Source organism: Gordonia sesuvii (genome assembly GCF_036350415.1).
Lineage (GTDB): Bacteria > Actinomycetota > Actinomycetes > Mycobacteriales > Mycobacteriaceae > Gordonia > Gordonia sesuvii.
Map to the genome: position 1 here is coordinate 364095 of NZ_JAZDUF010000004.1, position 21068 is coordinate 385162.

The 21068-nt window shown below is 65.3% G+C and carries 21 protein-coding genes; 12 read left to right on the top strand and 9 right to left on the bottom strand.

Features of this window, described 5'->3' with window-relative positions:
• The first annotated feature begins 161 nt into the window (after window positions 1–161).
• The gene (locus VZC37_RS15525; protein ID WP_330433465.1) at window positions 162–1457 is read left to right on the top strand and encodes a hypothetical protein; all 1296 of its coding nucleotides are present in this window, start codon (window positions 162–164) and stop codon (window positions 1455–1457) included.
• A gap of 13 nt (window positions 1458–1470) precedes the next feature.
• Here the strand turns inward: VZC37_RS15525 and VZC37_RS15530 are convergent, their stop codons facing one another.
• From VZC37_RS15530 to VZC37_RS15540, 3 genes are all read right to left on the bottom strand, one after another.
• A complete protein-coding gene (locus tag VZC37_RS15530; protein WP_330433466.1) occupies window positions 1471–3129 on the bottom strand; it encodes a thiamine pyrophosphate-binding protein in 1659 nt (552 codons plus the stop codon).
• The gene (locus VZC37_RS15535; protein ID WP_330433467.1) at window positions 3126–3920 is read right to left on the bottom strand and encodes a cyclase family protein; all 795 of its coding nucleotides are present in this window, start codon (window positions 3918–3920) and stop codon (window positions 3126–3128) included. Before VZC37_RS15535 ends, VZC37_RS15530 begins: the two co-directional genes overlap by 4 nt.
• A gap of 90 nt (window positions 3921–4010) precedes the next feature.
• Complete coding sequence (locus VZC37_RS15540) at window positions 4011–4328, bottom strand: hypothetical protein (protein ID WP_330433468.1); 318 nt, start codon at window positions 4326–4328, stop codon at window positions 4011–4013.
• Window positions 4329–4615: 287 nt separating this feature from the next.
• On the opposite strand from VZC37_RS15540, the gene VZC37_RS24720 reads away from it, so the two are divergent.
• The 5 genes from VZC37_RS24720 (at window position 4616) to VZC37_RS15560 (ending at window position 8980) form a co-directional block, all read left to right on the top strand.
• Window positions 4616–4954, top strand: a complete 339-nt coding sequence (locus VZC37_RS24720; protein ID WP_431309422.1) for a WXG100 family type VII secretion target — start codon at window positions 4616–4618, stop codon at window positions 4952–4954.
• On the top strand, window positions 4951–6249 hold the full coding sequence (locus VZC37_RS15545; RefSeq protein ID WP_330433469.1) for a phage head morphogenesis protein: 1299 nt from the start codon (window positions 4951–4953) through the stop codon (window positions 6247–6249). The genes VZC37_RS24720 and VZC37_RS15545 overlap by 4 nt, the downstream gene beginning before the upstream one ends.
• Before the next feature lie 41 nt (window positions 6250–6290).
• The gene (locus tag VZC37_RS15550; protein ID WP_330433470.1) at window positions 6291–6791 is read left to right on the top strand and encodes an LpqN/LpqT family lipoprotein; all 501 of its coding nucleotides are present in this window, start codon (window positions 6291–6293) and stop codon (window positions 6789–6791) included.
• A 291-nt stretch (window positions 6792–7082) separates the two neighbouring features.
• Window positions 7083–7673 (top strand): HD domain-containing protein, encoded by a 591-nt coding sequence (locus VZC37_RS15555; RefSeq protein WP_330433471.1) that lies wholly within the window; start codon window positions 7083–7085, stop codon window positions 7671–7673.
• A 293-nt stretch (window positions 7674–7966) separates the two neighbouring features.
• On the top strand, window positions 7967–8980 hold the full coding sequence (locus VZC37_RS15560) for a GTP pyrophosphokinase (RefSeq protein ID WP_330433472.1): 1014 nt from the start codon (window positions 7967–7969) through the stop codon (window positions 8978–8980).
• A 19-nt stretch (window positions 8981–8999) separates the two neighbouring features.
• Here VZC37_RS15560 and VZC37_RS15565 read toward each other — a convergent pair whose 3' ends face one another.
• Window positions 9000–9719, bottom strand: a complete 720-nt coding sequence (locus tag VZC37_RS15565) for an NUDIX hydrolase (protein ID WP_330433473.1) — start codon at window positions 9717–9719, stop codon at window positions 9000–9002.
• Window positions 9720–9816: 97 nt separating this feature from the next.
• Here VZC37_RS15565 and VZC37_RS15570 point away from each other — a divergent pair, with 97 nt between their 5' ends.
• Together VZC37_RS15570 and VZC37_RS15575 are read left to right on the top strand one after the other, a co-directional pair.
• Entirely contained in the window at window positions 9817–11085 is a 1269-nt protein-coding gene (locus tag VZC37_RS15570) for a vWA domain-containing protein (RefSeq protein ID WP_330433474.1), read from the top strand.
• A 120-nt stretch (window positions 11086–11205) separates the two neighbouring features.
• Window positions 11206–12225, top strand: coding sequence for an ADP-ribosylglycohydrolase family protein (locus VZC37_RS15575; RefSeq protein ID WP_330433475.1), 1020 nt, complete (start codon window positions 11206–11208; stop codon window positions 12223–12225).
• On the opposite strand, the gene VZC37_RS15580 is transcribed toward VZC37_RS15575, so the two are convergent.
• Window positions 12189–13121 (bottom strand): AraC family transcriptional regulator, encoded by a 933-nt coding sequence (locus tag VZC37_RS15580; RefSeq protein ID WP_330433476.1) that lies wholly within the window; start codon window positions 13119–13121, stop codon window positions 12189–12191. The genes VZC37_RS15575 and VZC37_RS15580 overlap by 37 nt on opposite strands.
• Before the next feature lie 80 nt (window positions 13122–13201).
• Here VZC37_RS15580 and VZC37_RS15585 point away from each other — a divergent pair, with 80 nt between their 5' ends.
• Entirely contained in the window at window positions 13202–14137 is a 936-nt protein-coding gene (locus VZC37_RS15585) for an SDR family NAD(P)-dependent oxidoreductase (RefSeq protein WP_330433477.1), read from the top strand.
• A 40-nt stretch (window positions 14138–14177) separates the two neighbouring features.
• Here the strand turns inward: VZC37_RS15585 and VZC37_RS15590 are convergent, their stop codons facing one another.
• Window positions 14178–14786, bottom strand: a complete 609-nt coding sequence (locus tag VZC37_RS15590) for a TetR/AcrR family transcriptional regulator (RefSeq protein WP_330433478.1) — start codon at window positions 14784–14786, stop codon at window positions 14178–14180.
• A 99-nt stretch (window positions 14787–14885) separates the two neighbouring features.
• Between VZC37_RS15590 and VZC37_RS15595 the strand changes: the two genes are divergently transcribed.
• From VZC37_RS15595 to VZC37_RS15605, 3 genes are all read left to right on the top strand, one after another.
• The gene (locus VZC37_RS15595) at window positions 14886–15239 is read left to right on the top strand and encodes a hypothetical protein (protein WP_330433479.1); all 354 of its coding nucleotides are present in this window, start codon (window positions 14886–14888) and stop codon (window positions 15237–15239) included.
• Window positions 15240–15328: 89 nt separating this feature from the next.
• A complete protein-coding gene (locus VZC37_RS15600) occupies window positions 15329–15544 on the top strand; it encodes a hypothetical protein (RefSeq protein ID WP_330433480.1) in 216 nt (71 codons plus the stop codon).
• Between the two features lie 37 nt (window positions 15545–15581).
• A complete protein-coding gene (locus tag VZC37_RS15605) occupies window positions 15582–17105 on the top strand; it encodes an alpha/beta hydrolase (protein WP_330433481.1) in 1524 nt (507 codons plus the stop codon).
• A 30-nt stretch (window positions 17106–17135) separates the two neighbouring features.
• On the opposite strand, the gene VZC37_RS15610 is transcribed toward VZC37_RS15605, so the two are convergent.
• From VZC37_RS15610 to VZC37_RS15620, 3 genes are all read right to left on the bottom strand, one after another.
• Window positions 17136–17501, bottom strand: coding sequence for a DUF2200 domain-containing protein (locus VZC37_RS15610; protein ID WP_330433482.1), 366 nt, complete (start codon window positions 17499–17501; stop codon window positions 17136–17138).
• A 76-nt stretch (window positions 17502–17577) separates the two neighbouring features.
• Window positions 17578–18030: a hypothetical protein gene (locus tag VZC37_RS15615; protein WP_330433483.1), complete on the bottom strand. Its 453-nt coding sequence runs from the start codon at window positions 18028–18030 to the stop codon at window positions 17578–17580.
• A gap of 1087 nt (window positions 18031–19117) precedes the next feature.
• Window positions 19118–21058 (bottom strand): hypothetical protein, encoded by a 1941-nt coding sequence (locus VZC37_RS15620; RefSeq protein ID WP_330433484.1) that lies wholly within the window; start codon window positions 21056–21058, stop codon window positions 19118–19120.
• Window positions 21059–21068: the final 10 nt, after the last annotated feature.

Consider the following 21068-nt stretch of genomic DNA (forward strand, 5'->3'; position numbering starts at 1 on the left):
GCTCCTCAGGGATCAGGGTTACACAGGCCAGCTTTCCGCGAAGCCCAGCCGATCAACGCCCAATGTGCTACAACAAAGACCGGATATTTGTCGCACACGAAGATTCGCGGTTCGCAGACCTGCGGGCCATCCCGCGTTGTCTGCCGAGAGCGAGAAATGCTATGCCGAAATGGCTTGGCCTGCAGGTGAAAGCCGGCATCGCCGCGTTCGCTGCCATCCTACTGATCGCGGTTCCCGCCCTGCAGTCGGCACCGATGAAGCCGGTCGAGCCGATCGCGGCGCCGGTGGTCGCGACGCAAACCCTCGACGTGAACCCCGTCAGGTTCGTCAATCCGCTCGTCACCTGGGGAACGTTGTTCGCCAACACCGGCCAGAATCTGGCGGAGATCGGCGGCATCCTCATCCGGGAGCCGGCCCCCATCCTCACGCAGATCGGCCGCAATCAGCTGGCCAACATCGCCTATTTCCTGGCCGTCGAGTTCAACACCTACGCACAGCTCGGTCGGGTAGCGCTCGAGGTTCCCGGCGCGGTGTTCCGGTCGTTCACCCTGCTGCTGCAGGGTCGGTTCGAGGAGGCCGCGGCAGCGGCGCTGGTCCCGCTGGAAGATGCGATCCGCATCGCCAACGAGGGACATGCCGACCTGCTGCCCATCGTCTGGAACACGCTCGCCAACGCCGGGCGGGTCGCGCTCCGACTCCCGATCGTCGCGCTGCTGGTCACGCCCGCACTCATCGGCACCGCACTGTCGGTCGGTTGGGTGCTGAGCGTCAGCAGCGCCGGCCTGCTGCTCTCGGTTCTGCGCGGCGACCCGGTCACGTTCGTCAGCCACCTCCTCAACGACCCGGTCAAGATCGTCGACGCACTGCTGAACGGGCACACCTTCCAGATCGGCTTCAGCTTCTCGCTACCGCTGATCGGTTCGGTCGGCGTCTCGGCCGAGCTGGGCCTGCCCGGACTCCTCGGCGGCAATCCCAGCGGCTTCACCATCGACGCCCCGTTCCTCCCGCCGGCCGGGATTCACTTCGAGGTGATCCACGGCGTCATCCCCACCCTGCTCAACCAGCGCGACTTCATCGCCGGTGCGCTGCGGCCGATCCCGCTGCCGGGGGCGGGAACCCGCAACGCGCGCCTCGAGATTCCCGCGTTGCCTCGACTCGAGTTGCCGCCACCACCCGCGCTGCCCGATCCGGTCGCCGAGCTGAACAAGCTGGCCGCGGATGTTCCGGCCCAGGTCGAGCGGGTGACCAACGACGTCACCAAGACCGTGCAGGATGTCTCCGCCGAGTTCGACCGGATCGTCAAGAACATCGTGCCCCCACCCGCGCCGGCGATCACCCCGCCGCAACTGCCGGTGATCACCCCGCCCCGGATGCCCGCGCTCGACGCGCCGCCGATCGTTCCGAGCATCGAGAAGTTCCTGAAGGATCTGACGCCGGCACCGGTACCTGCCGGCTGACGCGGTTCGTCGCTCAGTGTCCGGCGAACGCCTCGGCGAGCCACCAGGAGCCGCCGTCGTCGGCGATCTTGGCGTCGATGATGAGCGGTCGGGCTGACCCGGTTGAGCGAAACTCGTCCACCCACTGCCGCACACCGTCGAGATCGTCGAGCGTCCGCACTGTGACGCCTCGTGCGCCGAACCCCTCGGCGATGGCGGCGATGTCGGTGTCCGGGAAGGTGACCGTGGCGTGGTCGGCGTCGGTGAAGTGGTGCACCTCGGCCCCGTAGGCCGCATCGTTGTAGACGATCACCACCAGCGGCAGACCGATCCGCACCGCGGTCTCCAGGTCGGCGATGCTCATCAGGAATCCGCCGTCACCGGTACCCAGCACCGGAAGCCGTTGCGGCTGAGCTACTGCCGCACCGATCGCGGTACCGAGCCCGAGCCCGATCGATTGAAATGCCTGGGTGAAGCAGAAGCCGTACTCGTCGGGCACCGACAGGTGGGTGGCCGGGTAGCCCATGAAGTTGCCGGAGTCGATGGACACGACCCGATCGGCGGGCAGGATCTCATCGAGTGCGATGGTCAGTGCGCGCGGATCGATGCGGTCGGTGGTGGAGATGTCGTCGATCGGGACATGCTGCCACCGTGAATCTTTGGCGATTCGAACGACGACTTCGGCGGTGCGGTAGCGCGAGACGTCCGATTGCCCCAGTTCGGAAAGCACATCCTGCGCCGTCAACGCACAGTCGCCGATGACCCCGATCGTGGCCGGGCGGTGCGCGCCGATCGCGTCGACGTCATCATCGACCTGGACGACCGTCGTCTCCGACCCGATGAGCTTGCCGTGTCGCATCGTCCACATGTTGAGCGCGCAACCCCATCCGACGATGAGGTCGGCGTCGGCGATCAGCTCGGCCGACGTTGGCGACGAGAAGCCACCTGAGATACCCAGGGCGTACTCGTCGTCGACGAAGAGCCCATGCGCCACCGCCGATGTCGCGAGCAACGCTCCGGAAGCCTCGGCCAGCGCAGAGATTTCGGGACCGGCCCCACGACCGCCGCGGCCTGCGACGAACACCGGCCTCTTCGATGCCCGAATGGCGTCGACGAGCTGCGCCACCGCTTCCGCGTTCGGCCGCGCCCGTGGTGCCTCGAAGACGGCGTTGATCGGCCCCTTCACTGACGCCGCGCTCGCCGCCACATCGATGGCCACATTCAGCACCACCGTGCGACGCTGCGTCTCCGCGGTCCGATAAGCGCGTGTCACGTCGGCGACCACGGTCTGCGCCGAGTAGACCCGCTCGCTGACCGCGCCCACGCTGGTCACCATCGACTCCTGGTCGACGCGGAAGTTGGAGCGCAGGGCCGCGGCGGGACTGTCGGCGGTGAGCACGATCATCGGGGTGCGGCTCTTGGCCGCTTCGGCGATGCCGGTCATCGCGTTGGTGAGACCGCATCCCTGGTGCAGCGACACCACCCCGACGCGCGACGACATACGGGAGTAGCCGTCGGCCATCATCGCCGCACCACCCTCGTGGCGGGCTGCGGTGAACGGAACACCGCCTGCCCGAAGGGCATTGGTCATTGCGAAATTGCCGCTACCGACCACCCCGAAGACGTGGCCGACGCCGAGATCAGCCAAGGTTCGGCCCACCACGTCGGCGACGGTGGGACCGTAGGTGGTCATGCCGCGCCGATCACCGCGAGTACCCGCGACGGGCTGCCGGTGCCGCCGACGATCGGCAGCGGGGTGACCACCAGCAGCGCACCGGTGGCGGGCAGCCGGCCGAGGTTGCGCAGCGACGTCAGGCCGTACTTGTCGTTGCCGAGGAAGTAATGGTGTACCGGGAAGGCCGGGTCGAATCCGGCGGCCAGGCCGGCGTCGACGCCGACGGTCTCTACCCCGAGGCCGGTGATGTTGCGTTGGATGGCAAGCCATTCGGCGCAGTCGGAGGCGACTCCCGGTGTGTGCGAGCCGGTGTCGTCGGCGTTGAGGAACTCGGCCTCCGATCCGCCGCGCGATTCCCATCCCGTCTGGAGCAGCAGCCACGTGCCGGCGTCGAGTTGGCCGTGAGTGGCTTCCCATTCCTCGACGTCGGCGATGGTGAGGAGGTAGTCGGGGTTGTCGGCGACCTTGGCGGTGAGGTCGAGCACCGCGGCCTTCCCGATGAGTCGTTGGACGGGGATCTGGGAGACGTCGTCGCCGTCGCGGCCGGTGATCCAGTGCACCGGCGCGTCGAGGTGGGTGCCGATGTGCTCGCCGGTGTGAATGTTGTTGTGCCGCCAGAACGGGCCCGGCTCGTTGTAGGCGCTGACCTCTTCGAGGCTGAAGTCGATCAGGTTGACGAACGGGTCGGGCAGGCGCAGGGCCGGGGTGGCGGCGCTGAGTGGGGTGGTCAGGTCGATCACCTCGAGGCTGCCGGTGGTGATGGCGTCGATGAAGTCGGTGAGGACGGCGTCGGCCTGCGGGGTGGTCATGGCTGCTCCTTCGTTCGGTGGCTGCACATGACGGTAGTCGTTCCGCGTGGGCGCGCAGTGCGGCATGCGACGGTGCTCGCGCCGCACTGCTCAGTGCGTCGTCAGATACGCCTTGGTGACCGTGGGCCAGTTCGCGATCGCCTTCCTGGCCGGAGACTCACCGGCGGGTTCCGGCATCGCGCGCTTCGGTGAGGGCGGCTTCGGGTTCGCTGTCACCGGCGCAGAGTTCGCCGGAGGAATCACCGTCTCGGTCATCGAGAGCATCAACGCCCGGAGTTCGGCGGCATCCTTCTCGAGCCGGGTGATGCGCTTGCACGTGACCTTCTCGACCCGCGCGAGCTCGCTCTGCAGCCGCGACACCTCGGCTTCGAGGCGCTTAGTCGTGTCACGCTCACGCTTCTTGCTCATCGGTCCATCCTCGGTCGCCGGCTTCGGCTCACTGTACGAGCGGAGGGCGCGTGACCTGGGGATGTCGGGGTCGTGTCGGGGTAAGTGGAGATCGGCCGCTGGGAACTCTTGGCCGATGCCGTCGCGCGGCCACGGGTCGATCGAATGGATGACTAGACAGGGCCAAAGTAGCTGGTAATTCTCAATCGCGTGTGCCTTCCCCACCGTCACAGCGTGCACTGTCTAACTCGCTGCTAGCGTGTGACCAGTGCAGTGTCGAGTAGCTGCAGTTGTATTCGGGGGTTCTTGTGGGTGATCACGTAAAGGTCGATCCGGCTGAGTTGCGGTTCGGGTCTCACCTGGTCGCTGGTTGGCATGACGACACCGTTCAGGTGTTTGACTCTGGACATTCGCGTATCGACGAGGCGTCGTCGGGGTGGGTCGGGGCGTCAGCGTCGGCGCTGGCTGAGCGTATGGATTCATTGAAGTCGTCGGCCCGAGCGGTAACCAGTCGCATGAACGACCATTCGACGAAATTCGCTCTCTCGGCGGACGAATATGAGACGCAAGACGAATCATCTGGTGCCGAGATATCCAGGACCGTCGCGCCACCACCGACGGGCGGAACCCGCTACCTGAACCTGTGATTGGCATAGACGATATCGACCGATGGAATGTCGGTGATATCGAGGCTGTGTTCGATGTGTGCGCATCGGAAGAGGCGCACTGTGACTCGCAAGCCGCTCAGCTTCGCAACCTATCAACGTTTTCGACTTGGGATGGAGATGCGGCCGCAGCCGCGCAAAGGTCCGTCGGGCGGACCCGAGTCGATCTGAGCCAGCACGGCGGACAGGTCGCAGCGATCGGACGTGCCGCGAGCGCTGCCGCGACCAAGATCCAGGCAATCAAGGACAACCTCGCAAAGCTCCGTGCCGAAGCGGCTGCGAAGATGTTCTCGATAGACAACGACGGCAGCGTTCGGTCGATATTACAGACAGTGATGTCCGTCGAGGATGCCAACGAGCGAGAAGCTGATCGCGCTGCACTCCAGGTTTTGGTCAACCAGTTGCTACTAAATGCCGAGGAGGCGGACGATGCGCTGGCTGCTGCGATTCGGGCGGCAGATGGTGAGATCCGACCGGAACAGCTTCCCGCAGCCGCTTTCGATGGCTCATACCGCGGAAACTACGGGATCGCCTCCCTGGGCCTCCCCCAGTATCCTGACGGCTCTTTGACTGAAGCCGAGACCCGCAATTACTACACCGAAGCGGAGAAACGGCTCAAGACCCTCAACGACACATTGGCCAAGAGCGATCTGCCGGTGGAGCAGCGCGCACGCATTGCCGTCGACCTGCGAAACGAGATCCGGACCAAAGCACGCGATTTGATGGCTGATCGAGACCTGGCCGCGCAACTCTTCCGGGAGGAGCCGAATAAGTCGATGGACGAACTCATCGAGCATAAAGCCAACAAGTACGGAATGAGCCGAGAACAGGCGCTGGACGACATCATCCGCTCCTCGTCTGAGAGTCGCGGCTCGGTGAACGCGGCGTACGGTGTTGACCCTGCCAACCCTAAGTTGCCCGACCCAGGAGAAGTCGAGTCGAGAGTGGCGGCGCGCGCCGGGCCAGCTGCAGAAGCGGCACCCGCGTACGGAAAAGGTGCGCTTAGCGTGGTCGGTAAGGCGGCGATCCCGGTGGCTGTCGCCTACGAGATCTACGATGGATACCACCAGGTTAAGGACGGAAACGAGAGCGTGCTCGAGGCGGCGGGATCAGGAACTGGCACACTCGCAGGAGGATGGGCGGGTGCGCAGTACGGGATGATGGCAGGCGTGGGCGGGGGCCCGGTTGGCATGGCAGCTGGCGCAGTGATCGGCGGAATCGCCGGCGGACTCCTCGGCAATCGCGTCGGAAAGCAACTCGGAGGGCTGTTCGATTGACTCCAATCAAAACGATCGGAATCTACGAAAGAGTCGGCCTAATGGCCGTTTCAATGGCGCGCGTTGTCGACCCTCAAACGATTGCTGGCACCGTCTGCCTCGACGCCGAGATGGCTGCATGGCAAGAGGTTTCGAGCGGACGAGAGCTTGGGTATCTCACCACCCTTGTGGGGCCCTCCGATGTTCTGACGACCTTCAGGGACAACGTCATCGTGGTAGTCACGCGTTTCATCGTCGATTCGAATGTGGATGTCAACGATGCGCTCGATGATGCGTTCACCGAAGCACGCCACTTTCCGCATTGGTCAGAGCAGCGTGCCGAGCGATTCCCTGTCACAGATCGAGATGAAGGCGGCACAATCCAGGCCGGCTCTTATCGAGATGAAGGATCGGGGTGGCTGTTCACCGTGACAAAGTACGTTTTTTACCAGCGAGGCAATGTCGTCTACCTACTGCAATGCACCGGCACGACTGCTTCCGAGAGCGTGGATGCATGGTCGGCATTGACCAATACTGTAAAGTCCGCCCACCTAGAGGATTAGAGAGCTAGGCAATGGTTACCCGCGCAGTTCAAGTTCCCGATCTCGAAGCGGCGTTGGCCACGGAGGTGGTATTTACACCCGATCCCCAAGACCGATCATGGTTTCGCGGACGATGTGGTTCGTCCAACCTTTACATCAGGTTGGGAAACTTTCCCGACGAACATCTCTATTCACTGTATCTAGGTAACGGACGTTGGATGGACTTCACGTCAAAGCCTTCCACTTGGACAATAGTCACAAGCGAAGAATGGCCTGCTGCGGCCCGGCCCCGACTTCCAAAGGGACAATTCTATGAGTGATTGTGCCTTGCTCGAGCCCGCCTTAAGTCCGGAGCTACGCGAAGAGCTTCTATCTCGCTGGAGCGAGCCACACCGCAAGTACCACACTGTCGAGCACCTCAAGTATGTTCTGACGTCTATCGATATCCTCCGGGACGCCGGGCTCGAGTTCGACGTTGCCGCTGTTCGACTCGCGGCATGGTTTCACGATGCGATTTACGACATCCCGGGGCCTGACAACGAGCGCCACTCAGCCGCTTTGGCAGCTGAGAAGCTGATTGATCCAAGGGTCTCAGACGAGGTCGCGCGACTCGTGGAGATCACAGCAAGACACCTAGTTGCGGACGGAGATATCAACGCTGCAGTCCTATGCGATGCAGATCTGTCGATACTCGGAGCATCGGCCGCAGAATATGACCGCTATCGCCGACAAGTGAGGGATGAGTACTCCACCATCCCCGACGCATATTTCCGTCCAGGACGTCGCGATGTCCTAAAAGGCTTTCTCGCGCAACCAAGTATATTCTACACAGAAATTGGGGTGAAGAGATGGGAGGATAGAGCGCGATCGAATATAGCACGCGAGATCGCGTTACTCGAATGAACTAGATCTGACGATCCAAGGCCGCAATTCGGAATCCAGGTCGATGGCCACTCGATGTGGAGATGCAGTGGAGACGCCACATCCGTATCCGGTCGAATGCGCGCGCAGTTGCCGCTGAAGCCGTGATCATCACGGACCACCGACGTACCGTCGCCCACATGACACCGATAACCGCGTCGCCTCGTACATGACCCATACTCACCAGCGCGGCTCGACAGCCACAACGCGGTATCCGCGACCTCGCCGTACGACAGAACGTTTCTCACGGCCGCACCCCGCGACACTCGCCAGAGATGTTCGCAGCCCTCACCGTTCACTGCGCTATGTTCGAGCGGACCGTCGGGGAGGTGCGCATGTCAGATGGCTTCGAAACGCTCGTACAGGAGACCTGGCAGGCTCGCGATAGCTGCTGGTCGATTGCCCTGAGCGCTGCACAGGGTTTCCTAACCCAGGTCGCGGCATCGGCCATCGGAGATGGAGACCCCTCCCGCATCGACTGCCGCACTCATCGGATAAAAGAGCCCAAACGCGCCGAGGCGAAGATCCGTCGAAAGCTACGCGACGGAAAGATCAGTGCGTTGCCACAAGATGCCGACGAGATCGAAGGGGCGATCTCAGACATCGTTGGGATCAAGGTCTTGTGCAAAAGCACACGTGACCTCGCGGCGTTCAAGTGTCGGCTGGAAGAAGCCGTTCCCAGTGGCCGGATTCAGTTCGCGGAAGACCCCTCTGACTATGTCTTGAGTCCGAAACCGAGTGGCTATCGGGCCTACCATGTCGTGCTGGAGGCTCCCAGCACAGTTGACACCAAGGCCCACCTAGTCAAGGTCGAGGTGCAGGTGAAAACCCGACTTCAGGACTCGTGGGGCGAGCTGACTCACGAAGACATGTACAAGCCTGGCGAAGGGTTCAACCCGACCGACTTTCATCGAAAGGTCGCAAAGACCATGGCCGACCTATTAAGTACAGTCGACCAGCTCGCGGATGACCTCGCAGCAGAGCTTGAGTCCCAGCAAGCACGGAACAACAAGCCCACGCCTGATGGTGCGACTTCTGTCAATACGACCGTCGTGACAGTGACCAGGGCCGCGCCTCGCTACGCACTCGCAATGGACTACGACGGACAACGGGGCCTGATCCCGGCCAAAGCGGTCAAGCGCCTGCTCGTCGAGGCAGGCGACATCGACCCCGCCGATTTCATCGCGGTCAGCGACCACCTTTCCGAAGAACAACGCCTCGAGGTCGAGCGCGTCGACAACCAAGACGGCGTGTTCTACTACCCGATTTCGCTCGGTCCGCAGCCCTGACAGCTGTCATCCTCCGAAACTACTTCTCCCGACCCTCCGCACTCGGCAACCGCCACCCGAAGGTCGCCGTCGGCGACGCGTCCTTGGAGTAGAGCCGCGCCGGCCGGCCACCTCCGACCCGCGTCGCCGGCTGACCGTCGGCGGTGATCTCGGCGGCGAGCAACGGCTGTACCCGACGGTTGAACGAGTCGCGCATCAGCCGCCGGCCCAGGATGGCTTCGTGCAGCTCACGCAGCTCCGACAGCGTATACGGCGCGCGTAGCAGATTGTCCGGATCGGGCTGGTCCTCGTAGCGCTCGCGAAGATTGTCGGTGGCCGCTGCAATGATCTGTTCGTGGTCATAGAGCAAGCGCTCCCCTGACGTCAGTTGCCCGTCCGACGTCAGCGGCGCGACCTCGCCGACGACGTCCGACAGCTCGTCGGCCGGTAGGGCCACAGCATGCGCGATCGAGATCGTCCACCCCCGGGGATCTCGGTCAGGATCGCTGAACACCGCCAGCAAGTGCGGTCGGACGTGATCGGGCGAAAGCCCCAGTTTGAGTTCGAGGACCTCGCGGACCGTCTCCTCGACGGTGTGTCGTTCCCGGACGAACCGCCCCGGCAGCGCGGCTCCCTCGGAGTCTGTGTTGCGTTGAACCACAACGCACAACGTGGCATCGACCACCGTGAGCACGGCGATGTCGGCGGCGACGTTGGGCCGCGGATAGTCGCTGAGACCGGGGCGGGCGCGAGCACTCACGCCCCAACCCTATGCGAATGTCTGCGCAAAGTAGTAAGCTCAAAAACGCGCAAAGTCACCGCCTCGGTCGGATGCCAGGTGGGAGGAAGGAAATCCGATGAAACTCTCCGCCGCTCTCGACGTCGAGGTCGTCGCCCACGAGGCCGCCGACGAGGTCACCGTGCTACTCGAACTGGAAGCCCCCGCCGGCCCGGACACCAACCGCACGCCCACTGCGCTGCAGGTGGTGCTCGACCGCAGCGGCTCCATGTCCGGGCCGCCCCTCGACGGTGCACGGAAGGCGCTGGCCGGGGTTGTCGCACAGCTCGATCCGTCGGACGTGTTCGGCGTGGTCACCTTCGACGACGACGCCCAGGTGGTGGTGCCCGCCGCTGCACTCACCGACAAGCAGCGCGCCACCGACGCGATCAACTCGATCAGCGCAGGCGGCTGCACCGACTTGTCGTCGGGCTACCTGCGGGGTCTGCAGGAACTGCGACGGGGCACCACTGCCGGTATCCGCGGCGGCACAGTGCTGGTGATCAGCGACGGTCACGTGAACCGCGGCATCCAGGATCTGGACGAGTTCGCGAGTATCACCGCGAAGGCGGCCGCCGACGGCATCGTCACCTCCACCCTCGGGTACGGCCGCGGTTACGACGAGACGCTGTTGTCGGCGATCTCGCGCTCCGGCAACGGCAACCACGTGTTCGCCGACGACCCTGACGCGGCCGGCGCGGCGATCGCCGGTGAGGTCGAGGGTTTGCTAGCGAAGTCGGCGCAGGCGGTCACGTTGACCGTGCGCTACGTGCCGCAGGTGCAGGCACTCTCGCTGTACAACGACCTGCCCGCCCACCAGACCGCCGACGGCGAGGTGATGATCGAACTCGGCGACCTGTACGCGCTCGAGGCACGAAAGCTGTTGCTGCGGATGAAGGTCGACGGCCTCGCTTCGCTGGGCCTCGCCCAGATCGCGTCGCTGGAGTTGCGCTATGTGGAGACCGCCACCCTCACCGAACACACGGTGTCGCTGCCCATCTCGGTGAACGTGGTGCCCGGCGACGAACTCGGCGATCGGGTGCCCGATCCGAAGGTGCAGTCGGAGCGGCTGTATCAGGAAGGTCAGGCGGCCAAGCTCGAGGCGTCACAGGCCTACGAGACCGGCGACCTCGACGGCGGCCTGGCGCACATGCGTGAATCGCGCGACCGCCTGCGGGCGGCGTCCGTCCTGGCGAGGCCGGAGGATCGTGCGGCGATCGACATGGAGCTGTCGATGATCGAGGAGGTCAGTGCCGAAGCGCCCCTCATCGGATCGATCTACGCGTCGAAGGCGACGCGGGATTCGTATCACCTGGGGAACCGAAAGCGCGGGCGCCGGCGCTCGTAGCCCTTGCCGCTGGTCGATCTCGATACGCGACTCCTTAACCGTTGGTCGAGTAGCGACGTGCGAGCTTGCGAGCCCGACGCGTATCGAGACCTCTCGACACCACCCACTAGAAAGGCCCCAGTGCACCTCACCCCCACCCAACTCGACCGCGCCACAGGCGTTCTCCTCGGCACCGCCGTCGGCGACGCCCTCGGCGTGCCCTACGAGTTCGAGACCCGCGTCCTCCATGACGACGAGACCCCGCAGATGCTGGGCGGCGGTCTCGGAGACTTCGCTCCCGGCGAGTGGAGTGACGACACCTCGATGGCGATGGCCATTGCGCTCGTCGCAGCCACCGGCGCGGATCTCACCACCGACGACGCGCTGGACGCCATCGCCGAGAACTTCCTGCGCTGGTTCGACGGCAACCCGCCGGACGTCGGCAACCAGACCCGGGCGGTTCTCGGCGCCACCCGCCGCCGAATCGATGCGGGCGCGGACGGAGTCAGTCGCATCATGCGCGATGAATCCCGGCGGTATGCCGACGCCAACCCGCGTTCCGCGGGCAACGGTGCGCTGATGCGCACTGCACCGGTAGCCGTCGCCCTTCTCGCGGATCGCCACAAGCTGGCCAGGGCTGCCCGGCTGGTGGCATCACTGACCCATGCCGATCCGCTCGCCGGCGATTCCTGTGTGCTGTGGTGCGAAGCCATCCGCGTGGCCGTTCTCGACGGCCACATCGACATCCGCGCCGGCCTTGACCTGATCCCCGACGACCGACAGCCGACCTGGACTCAGTGGCTGGACGACGCCACCACCCAGAGCCCGAAGGTGTTCACGCCCAACGGTTTCACAGTGACCGCACTCCAATCGGCTGCTGCCGCGATCGTGCAGACCCCGGCCACCGATGCGACCCATTTTCAGCGCGCGCTGGACACCGCGATTCGGATCGGCAATGACACCGATACGGTCGCGGCAATCGCCGGCGGCCTCCTCGGGGCGAGGTGGGGCGCAGATGCAGTGCCTGCCGACTGGCGCACCGCTGTCCATGGGTGGCCCAACCACAATGGCAGGCCCAGCACCGCCCAAGAACTGATCGATCTGGCCAAGGTCACAGTCTGCGATCAGGACGCCTGCGCATCGACGGACGCCCGCCGGTAGGCACTCGGCGAGGACCCGACAACACGGGTGAAGGCGACACTGAACGCACTGTCCGAGCCGTAGCCGACGTCGCGGGCGATGCGGGCCAAGGCATCATCGGTGTGGCGCAACCGGTGTGCGGCCAACTCCATCCGCCAGCCGGTGAGATAGGCCAGCGGCCCCACTCCGACGGTATGGGTGAAACGTGCCGCCAACGTGGACCGCGACACCGCCGCCACCGCAGCCAGTTCGGCCACCGACCACGCATGCTCCGGACGTTCGTGCATCGCGGAGATCGCCGCCGCCACAGCCGGATCGCGCAAGCCGGCCAGCATGCCCGTCAGGCCGTGCGGTGCGTCGTCGAGCAGCAGCCGCAGGATGCGAACCAGCATGACGACGGCGAGGCTTTCCGCGATCACCCCGTTTCCGGCTGCGGTACTGCGCAATTCGGTGTCGATCGCTTCGATCGCGGAGCGGACGGTGGCTGCCTCGGGGCGGTCGGCGCGCACGTGGACGACGCCGGGCAATGCGCTGATGATCAGTTCGTGTGCTCGCGCCCCGAAGTCGAATCGCCCGCCGATGAGCGTGACCGGCTCACCCGACTCGTCGGCACCGACATGGGCAACCCCGTCGGCGTCGAGGGTGGCGAACACGTCGCCCGCTCGTCGGGGCATCGCGTGTGGGTCGGTGGCGAGCTGAAACGGGTGTGGTGCGGTGAGCAGGAAGCAGTCGCCCTCGTGGAGTTCGATCGTCGTGTCGTCGACCCGCAGAACACAATGCCCGGCACGGACGGCGTTGAACTTCACCCCGACCGGGGCATCGAACGACACCGACCAGCGACCGCGGCCCGTCATGCCCGCGGACAGATGCGCGGTCACCTCCGTCAGCCGCAGTACATCCGAGAGTGGGTCCACCATCCCACCATTCTGGACTCTCGCTCATACAATTGCGACTCTGAGCCATTTTCCGTCCAGATTCGCGGTTCTACTGTAGATATATGACCACAGCAACTCTTCCGTTTCACGCCCACTCCACGCCGTCCGATGTACTCGCCGGTGTCGACCTGACGGGTCGCCGGATGATCGTGACCGGCGGCGGCGCGGGCATCGGCGCCGAGATCACCCGATCACTGACACGGGCCGGCGCCGACGTCACCATCGCGGTGCGCAATCCGGAACGGGTTTCCCACGACTTGACCACCGACGATCTCGCATCCCACATACACGTCGAGCACATCGACCTCGCCGACCTCGAGTCCGTGCGATCCTTCGCGGGCCGCTGGCAGGGTCCGGTGGACGCGGTGGTGTGCAACGCCGGAGTCATGGCCATCCCAGACCTGCAGCGCACGGCCACCGGTTGGGAGTACCAACTGGCGGTGAACTTCCTCGGGCACTTCGCCCTCGCATTGCAGCTACAGCCGGCGCTCGCGGCTGCACACGGCCGACTGGTGGTCGTGTCATCCGGCGCGCATCGCGACGTCCCGTTCGACTTCGACGATCCGCAGTTCCACGATCGACCCTATGACCGGTGGGTCGCCTACGGCCAGTCGAAGACCGCGGACATCCTGCTGGCAACCGAGGCAGCACGGCGCTGGGTCGACCGCGGGATCACCGCGAACGCCGTCAATCCGGGCTGGGTGATGACCGACCTGCAGCGCCACCTCGATGACGAGACGATGCGCGCAATGGGTGCGATCGATGATGACGGCAACGTCATCCCGCAGCCCTATTCCAAGACACTGGAGGAGGCGGCCGCACCGAGCGTGCTGCTCGCCGCCTCACCGCTGGCGGCTTCGCTGTCAGGCGTCTATCTGGAGGACAATCAGCCCGCCGCGGTCACGGCATCCGGTCCCGCCGGTGTGGCACCACACGCGGTCGCCGATGCTGCGGCACAACGTTTGTGGGACCTAGCCGAGGCCGCCGTCCGCATGTGACCGTCGGTGACGCAGCGACGTCGGTCGACCCGTGGCCGGGTCAGAGGGAGGTTTTCAGCACCGCATCGACCGCCGCATACAGCGTTTCCGTCTCGGTGTGCAGGATCGAATCCTCGGCCGGCAGTGCGCGTTCGATCGACAGCCCGGTGCAAACGGTCGTCAGGAACCGCGCTTGCTGGATTCTGTCGCCGGGCCTCAGCACGCCCTCGTTGGCCAGTACCGCGAGCCAGTGCTCGACGCGCCGGCGTCCCTCGACATCCAAGGCCATATACGCCTGCCGGGTGTCGGCGGTCGGTTCCGGGACGATGAACCCCTCGAACACCTTGATCCACGCCTGACGCGCCTCCTCGCCGACGCCCGGCGCGAACATCTGCCGCAGGCATTGCGCCAGTCGGTCGCGGACCGGGACCGAGGTGTCATGGATGATCTGGTCGTCGGCGGCGACCACGTCGTAGATGGTCTCCAGCACGGCGTCGCGCAGTGCTCGCTGGGTCGGGAAGTGATGTCGCAGCGACCCCATGCTCACCCCGGCCCGTGCCGCAACCGCACGCACACTCAATGTGCTCGACGGGTCCTCTCCGATCATCTGACAGGCCGCGATGATCACTTTCGCCCGCGAATCGAGCGCCTTTACCTCGGGTTTTGCCATCTCCTACCTTTCGACTAGCACACCGTACTAGCACAGTGTGCTAGCGTCGGTTCTGTAGCCAACAATACAGCGTGCTAGTAGCTGACGGACCGAGGAGAGATGACTGCCATGTGGGACAAGTGGCGACGACGACATGCAGCGCAGCGACTGCAACCCGGCGACGGTCGGGCGCTGCAACGGTTCCGGTGGTGGCAGCTACCTGGTCGGGCGCTGTTCTATCTGCGGTGCCCGGACGGCCGCGACCACCCCGACTACGCCGTCGACGTGCGGCACTGGCAGAACCAGGCCTCCGGCGACGTGACCGCCGACCTCTACCGCGACGGCCGGCATCACGCGTCGTCGACCCTCCCGGCCGCGTTTCCCGTCGAGGCCGGCGCGATCGAGGTGGCGATGAGCGGGTTCGGGATCAAGCGGTGCATCTCGTCACGGCCGACGGGACCGAGCACCAGTTGATCCCGGATCGGGCCTCGGCCGAGGGGCGTCGCGCGCGACTGCAGCAGCGTCGTCCGCTGCTGAGCCGAGCGATCGGTGTCGTCTCAATTATGTTGCTACTGATCGGTATTGCGCTTCTCGCGCTCCAGATCGCCGAACCGGTCTCACAGATTCCACCGATCGCGGACTCGATCGGCGTGTTCGTCTCGCCGATCACGCTGCCCCTTTGGCTCACCATTTCCCTGGCTCTCACCACGGCCGCCGCCAGCATGGAACGCGCTCTCCGCTTGCGCTACCACTGGGCGCTCGACGCCGTTGCCAACTGACCGCCATCCAACGCTTCTCACCCCCTGGAGGACAGTCATGCCCGTACGACCGCGCTCCCCCGCCCCGATCATCATCGCCCTGCTCCTCACCCTGGGCGTCGTCGCGGGATGCTCGACAACCCCGCAACCCGACGCGACACCCGCACCGGCGGCGAATGCACCCGAACTCACCTGGCGCCCATGCCCGGACGACGTGGAGAACACCGAGAACGGTCCGGCTCGGATGCAGTGCGCGACAGTGTCGGCCCCGCTGGACTACGACGATCCCGACGGCCGCCGGATCGACCTCACGATCTCCCGGCTGGCCAGTGCGAATCCCGAGCAGCGCCGCGGGATTCTGCTGCTCAACCCGGGTGGCCCGGGCGGTACCGGCCTGAACCAGCCCACGTTCCTCGCCGATCTCGGGCTGCCGCAGGGTGTGCTCGACAGCTACGACGTCATCGGCATGGACACGCGCGGCGTCGGCCATTCGTCGCCGGTGAGCTGCGGATTCACCAACGACCAGAATTATGGTGGCAACATCCCGCCCTACGCGGTCGACGACGCCGCCGTGACCGCGCAGGCACAGCGGTCGAAAGACATTGCCGCACAATGCGCGGCCAACGACCACGACGGCATCCTTCCGCATGTGACCACCGCCAACATGGCCCGCGACCTCGACTTCATTCGCGCCGCGCTCGGGGAGGACACCGCGAGCTTCCTGGGCTACTCCTACGGGTCGGGCCTGGGCGCGGCCTACACGTCGTTGTTCCCCGATCACACCGATCGTGTGGTGCTCGACAGCAACCTGGGCGACACCCATTTGGACCGGGATGGGTTGCGCCGCTATGCACTCGGCATGGAGCAGACGTTCCCCGACTTCGCCGCGTGGGTGGCCGCGCGCGACGCCGAGTACCACCTCGGCGCCACCGAAGAGGACGTCCGGCAAACCTACCTGCGGCTGGCCGACCAGCTCGACCGCAACCCGGTGGATGAAGTCGACGGCGCGATGTTCCGGCTGAGTACGTTTGTCGCGCTCTACAATCCGATCTCCTACGCGGCCACCGCGGAGGCGTGGGTGTCGTACCTGCGCGGTGGGTCCGACGCGTCCGCGAGGCCGGCGACGGCGCCGGGGTTGTCGCCGCATGACAACGCCTGGACCGTCTTTCTGGCCGTGACGTGCAACGACTTCTCGTGGCCGACCGACGTGGACGTGTATCGGGAGGCTGTGGCCGAGGACCGCGACCGCTACCCACTGTTCGGCGCGGCGAGCGCGAACGTCTTCGCGTGCGCGTTCTGGCCGCGTGAGGATGCGGAACCGCCTGTGCCCGTGGGCACTAGCGGGCCAGCGAACGTGTTGATCGTGCAGAACCAGCGGGACCCGGTGACGCCCCTGCGGGGCGGTCAGCTCATGAATGACAAGTTCGACAACCGTTCTCGGCTGCTGACCATCGATGGCAGCGGGCACGGCGGGTATGTGCTCGGCACGAATCCGTGCGCTCAGGAGGTGGTCACCGAGTATCTGGTCGACGGGACGATGCCCGAGCAGGACATGGTCTGCGAGGCGCCTCGGGCCGAGTGATCGGTCGACGGCCGCGGGTCATGCGTGGGCTCAGGTCGCCGGGGTGGCTCCCCGCAGGATGGACGTCATCTTCTTGCCCCTGGCGACCTCGTCGACGAGCTTGTCCATGTAGCGGATCTTCTGCATCAGCGGGTCCTCGATGTCCTCGACGCGGTGACCGCAGATGACGCCGGTGATGAGTTCGGCGTTCGGGTTGAAGGCGGGCGCCTGCGCAAAGAAGGTCTTCAGGTCGGTCTCGTCGGCGAGCACCGCCTCGAGGCCGGCATCGTCGTAGCCGGTGAGCCAGGTGATCACCTGGTCGACCTCCGCCTTGGTGTGACCTTTGCGTTCGGCCTTCGCCACATAGTGCGGGTAGATGCTGGCGAAGCTCGTGGTGAAGATCCGATGCTCGGCCATCGTCTGCCTCCTTCGTCGGGTGGGGATGATTGTGCCAGCTCCCGACGCGCGTGTGCGACGCCCGCTGCCGCTCGGCTCACCGGGGGATGTTCAGCACCGCTCCACCGGGGATCCCGTTCTGATCCGGATCGGGGTTGAACCCCTCGAGGATCAACGGTCCCCAGCCGCCCTTGCCTCCGCCGGCCGCCGCGATCTGAGCAGCATGCCGCTTCAGATGTTCGATGACGATCTTGTCCAGGTCCGGGTCGCCGGTGCTGCGTTCGCCGAGATCACCGCTTCGTACGACTTCTTCAAGGCCTGGTCCCCATCCGGTGTAGATACTGAACCCGAAGTCTCCCTGCTCGCCGCCGGCGCCGGAGTACGGCTTGAACCCGTTGTCACGCAGGACGTCGTCAACCGCCTGATCAACACGATCGTCGTCCTCGTCGGAGATCCCCGGAGCTGCCAGTTCGTCGTCGAGGAGTTCTGCTTGCGGATTCCGCGGCGTCCGGCTGCCCGACCGGTTGTCTTCTGGCTCTGGCGCACCCACGGAGTCGGGTGTCTGCGGTGTCGATCCTTCCGGATCGGCCGTCTGTGCGGGCGGAGACTGAGTGCGCGCCGCCGGGTCCGTGTCGTCGTGACCGGACTCATCACGCTCTGACTGCGCGGACGGCGTCGGCGTCGGCGTCTGATCACGATCAGGCGTCGCTTGACGCTCCGGGGCCTCGTCTCCAGGACGACCGCTGTCACGGCGATCGGTCCGGTCACGGCTCTGCTCTCCGGGGCCCGCGGTCTTTGGGCCGACCTTGCTCGGGCCGCGATGTTGCCGAGGTTCGGTCCGGCGGTCGTAATTGCCGGCCCGATCATCCTTGTCTCTCGAGTTGCGATCACGAGAGTAGTTGTCCCGCAATCCGCTCCGAGAGTCGTCACGTTCTTGCGAATCGTTGTCGTGCCGTCTTCCACCCGGCGAGTCGGTGGTCGGCGCCGTGCGCCGGGGCGACGACTTGTGTGGGCTCCGATCGGGCGACGGCTTCGACCTGCGGGGAGGCGAAGCCCGGTTCGGCTTGTCCGGGCTGTGACCACCGGACGACGTGCTCCCCGGCGACCCGGCGCCCGGTCCGGACGGCCGCGGCGCAGTATTCCGCGGTGCGGATTGCTGGGGCCGCGGGTTCGCCTTCTTGGCCGCACCGCCACCCTGCTGCGATGGTTTGCTCTTGCCGTGGCGGTCCCCACCGGGCTGTGACGATGATCGATCGCTGCCCATGCCATTGGTCGATGCCGCGTCCGCGTGGGTCAACGGCAACAGACTCACCAGCAGTGCTGCGACCGCGGTGAGTACGGCGCGCAGCGGCGTCGTATTTCGTTGTGGATCTCTCATCACGTAGTCCTGCTTCCGCGTCGTTTGTCCATCATGCATCGCTGTGACCGTAGGGCCATCGAGTCCTAGGACCGAAGACTTCGCATCCGAAGGTGCTCCGCACGAACGACATCCGCACGCACATACAGCGATCTTGGGAACATCTCACCGGAAGCGGGACATCCAACCGGAACGGGGACCATGCACACAGTGCTGTGGCGGCCGGCCATGCCGTTTCACCGGATCACTTGGCGCAGGCAAGCGTCGCCGATCACCGCTGTTATCGCGCTGTGGCCCAATGGATGACGGATTCGAGCATCGGAACGAAGGCGCCTACATCGCTGGGCTGGGGGTCGGTGGTCGGCACACCGGCTTGGGTTACTGTCCAGCCGTCGACGATCGCAGTCGCGCCCGTCGCATCGACGCCAGGGGTGGCGTGGTCGTACCATGCGCTGCGTGCGCCACGAACTTGCGTTTCGACAGCACAGTGCGGCGTCGGACCTGCCTGTCGCGGATCGCACTCGGCGGGTTTGTGCCTCGCGGTTGGGATGAAGTACAGGAATACGCTCTCCAGCAGTGGCGGCAGGCCAAATGCCTGCGCCTCGGGTGGTGTCGGAAGGCCGTAGGCGCACTGAAACGCTCCGGGCCCTCTGGCGTCTGTCCTACTATGATGCATCAGCTGCAGATTCGCGGACAGTTGCTGCGCGTTCTGATGCGCTTGTGCTGCACCGATATTCAGTGCTTCCGCCGGCGGGCAATCCGTCGGCGCCCGCCTGACGGGCCTCGTGGCGGAGGAACTTGCGCTGCGCGAAGGCCTTCTCGTGGTGTGGTACACCACCTTCATCTGGTGTTTGACGGTGAGATCGCGAAGCTTGGCAAGGGGGCCGAGCAGGGATCTGATCTGTGGGTCGATGAGACTGTGCAGCTGCGGCCCGATGAGATCGATGACGATACCGGGTATCTCGTTGAACACTGTGTCCGACAGGAGCCGTTCGAGCTTGTCGATGTCGCGACGATGCACGTCCACGGTGAAGTGAACTCGCCCGTCGTCGCGTTGCTCGCCGCGCGCCCTGTCCGGGGGCTCGGGAATGGTATCGAAGACGAGAATCGCTGAGCCGTCCCTACTCGTCGGACCGGAATCGACAACGCGCACAACCATGTCTTCGGGATACTGGCCATCGATCTTCCACGAGATCCCTGCATCGCGCGGCTGCAGTGACGGCAGTTCCACTCCGGCAGCACGGGCGCAGCCCGCGACTTCGTCGGGCCAGTCGCTCGCGGTGAGCCCGCTGCGCACACGTAGGTTGACGCTACCGCGATTGGCGTTGGCATCACGCCGCACCGGATCGGGTGACGACGACATGGCGCCGGTCCACGGCTGCAGCGTGGTGACGACTGTGGTGGCGACGGCGAGCATTCCAGCAACGGTGGCGAGTGCGCTCACCACTGGCCCCGTGACGATCCGGACCCCGTTCACGATGATCGCTTTGACCGTATCCAGGGCGAAGTTCCCGACCGTTGCACCGATATTGCGCACGAATGCCGCGACGTCGTGCCAGAAGTCGCCGTTGTAGCCGACGGTCTCGAATCGTCCGATGGCATTGAATACCCGCTCGATCGATCCGTAGATGGCGGACTTGAACGTCTCGCACAGGCTGGTTCCGGTCGCCCCTTGGTGCGGTGGCTGCGGGGCGGTCGGCGGCAATGGGACGTCGGGGTTTCCGGCGACGTCGGACGAGTACAGGCCCAACACGGCAGACGGGAACACTGCCGTCGTGTGCTGACGCAGGTCCTGTTCTCCCATATAGGTTCTGGCCAATCGGCTCGCGGGGCTTCGCTGGCTGTCGACCCAGGCCGAGACAAGGAGTGACGCGGGAATCGGGGTCGCGCCCAACTCAAGTGGCTCGACCGTGATCATGTCGTCGATGGCCGCCCCTGTCATGCCGGCGCCGGCCGCCACCCCCTGTGCCGCGCTCATTGCCTGCGCTTCTGTCAGCCGCAGCGGCCCTGGGTTCTCGGCGGGCACGATCGGTTCGACCGAGTTCAGACGAAAGACTTCGATACCCGCCGATGCCAACTCGTCGATGAACGCACCGCTGTCGACCGACGACCCGGGTTCTCTTGCCGGGGCGGATTGCGTTTCGCATCCCACCACCGACGCGCCCAGCGCGGCGCACAGCAGCACGGCTATGCAACTGGAACCGCGCCTGGGACGGGACATCGCGCACCTT